The sequence below is a fragment of the Halopseudomonas sp. genome (assembly GCF_038130085.1).
Taxonomy (GTDB): Bacteria; Pseudomonadota; Gammaproteobacteria; order Pseudomonadales; family Pseudomonadaceae; genus Halopseudomonas.
In genome coordinates this window covers 1-1,511 of the sequence record NZ_JAYPMU010000055.1, presented here as the reverse complement: position 1 = coordinate 1,511, position 1,511 = coordinate 1, and the positions used below count along the sequence as shown (strand labels likewise).

Genomic DNA, 1,511 nt, shown 5'->3' with positions numbered 1-1,511 from the left:
ACCCCCTTCACCCAAACAGCACGCGCTGGAGATGGTCACCCTCGAAGAGCTGGTGCCCGCCGATCATCTGCTGCGCAAGATAGCCCACCATATCGATTTCGAGTTTATTCGGCCTGCCACGCAGCACCTGTATTGCGCTGACAACGGTCGTCCGGCGATTGACCCGGTTATGCTGTTCAAGATGCTGTTTATTGGATACTTGTTTGGCGTGCGCAGTGAACGACAGTTAATGCGCGAGATCCAGGTCAACGTTGCCTATCGCTGGTTTCTGGACCTGAGCCTGACCGACAAGGTGCCCGATGCCTCGACCCTGAGTCAGAACCGTCGCCGTCGCTTTGCCGATACGGATATCGAGCAAGTCATCTTTGATGGGATTGTCGAGCAAGCGCTGCACAAGGGCCTGATTGGGGGCGAGGTATTACACACCGACAGCACGCACCTCAAGGCCAGCGCCAACAAGCAGCGGTTCGCTGTGCATCAGGTTGAGCAGCGTCCTGTTGATTATCTGGCCGAGCTTAATGCGGCAATCGATGCCGACCGCCAAGCGCACGGCAAGCAACCGCTAAAGCCCAAAGACAGTGATCCCGAGGTAAAGGAAACCAAGGTCAGCACCACCGACCCTGATAGTGGATTCATGACGCGGGATAACAAGCCGCAAGGTTTCTTCTATCTTGATCACCGCACGGTAGATGGGAAGCACAGCATTATCACCGATACCTTTGTTACCCCCGGCAATGTGCATGACAGCCGACCTTACCTTGAACGACTGGACCGCCAATGCGAGCGCTTTTCTCTGACACCGCTGGCCGTTGCCCTGGACGCCGGCTACTTCACGCCAGCGATCTGCAAGGGGCTGGAGGAACGAGACATCTTCGGCGTGATGGGCTATCGACGCCCCAATCACAAGCAAGGTTACTTCTATAAACGTCAGTTCACCTACGATGCAGAACGTGACGGTTACCTGTGCCCAAACAATCAGTTCCTGCCCTACAGCACGACTAACCGGGCCGGTTATCGCGAGTACAAGTCCGATCCGCAGCAATGCCGAGATTGCCCATTACGAGACCAATGCACTCGTAGTCGAAACCACATCAAGGTTGTCGTGCGGCATGTCTGGGAGGACGCCAAGGAGCGGATTAACCAGAATCGTCTTAGCCCTGAAGGCAAGCGTATCTATGCCAGGCGCAAAGAAACCGTCGAGCGCAGCTTTGCGGACGCCAAGGAGCTGCACGGGCACCGTTATGCCCGGTTCCGTGGTCTGCGCAAGGTAATGAAACAGTGCCTATTGGCAGCCGCCTGCCAAAACATGAAGAAGATTGCCCGCCTGCTGGCAGTGCTTTTACGCCTGCGGTCCGGGATAAGACGCGGCACTTGGCTACGAAGCCAAAAGTGCAGCTACTCGGAGGGAATTGGGGCCTTCGCAGGCTGAATCAGTCAACACAGGGAAAATCATTGCAAGCGTCCCAGAAAAACGAAACCCCGCGAAAATGCGGGGTTCGTCAGCAGTCTGA

General features: G+C 56.1%; 1 protein-coding gene. It reads left to right on the top strand.

The genetic code is table 11. The features are described from left to right. Nucleotides 1-1,429 (top strand): IS1182 family transposase (locus tag AAFM31_RS17710; RefSeq protein ID WP_371833054.1); only part of this gene is annotated, 1,429 nt, incomplete at its 5' end. Nucleotides 1,430-1,511: the final 82 nt, after the last annotated feature.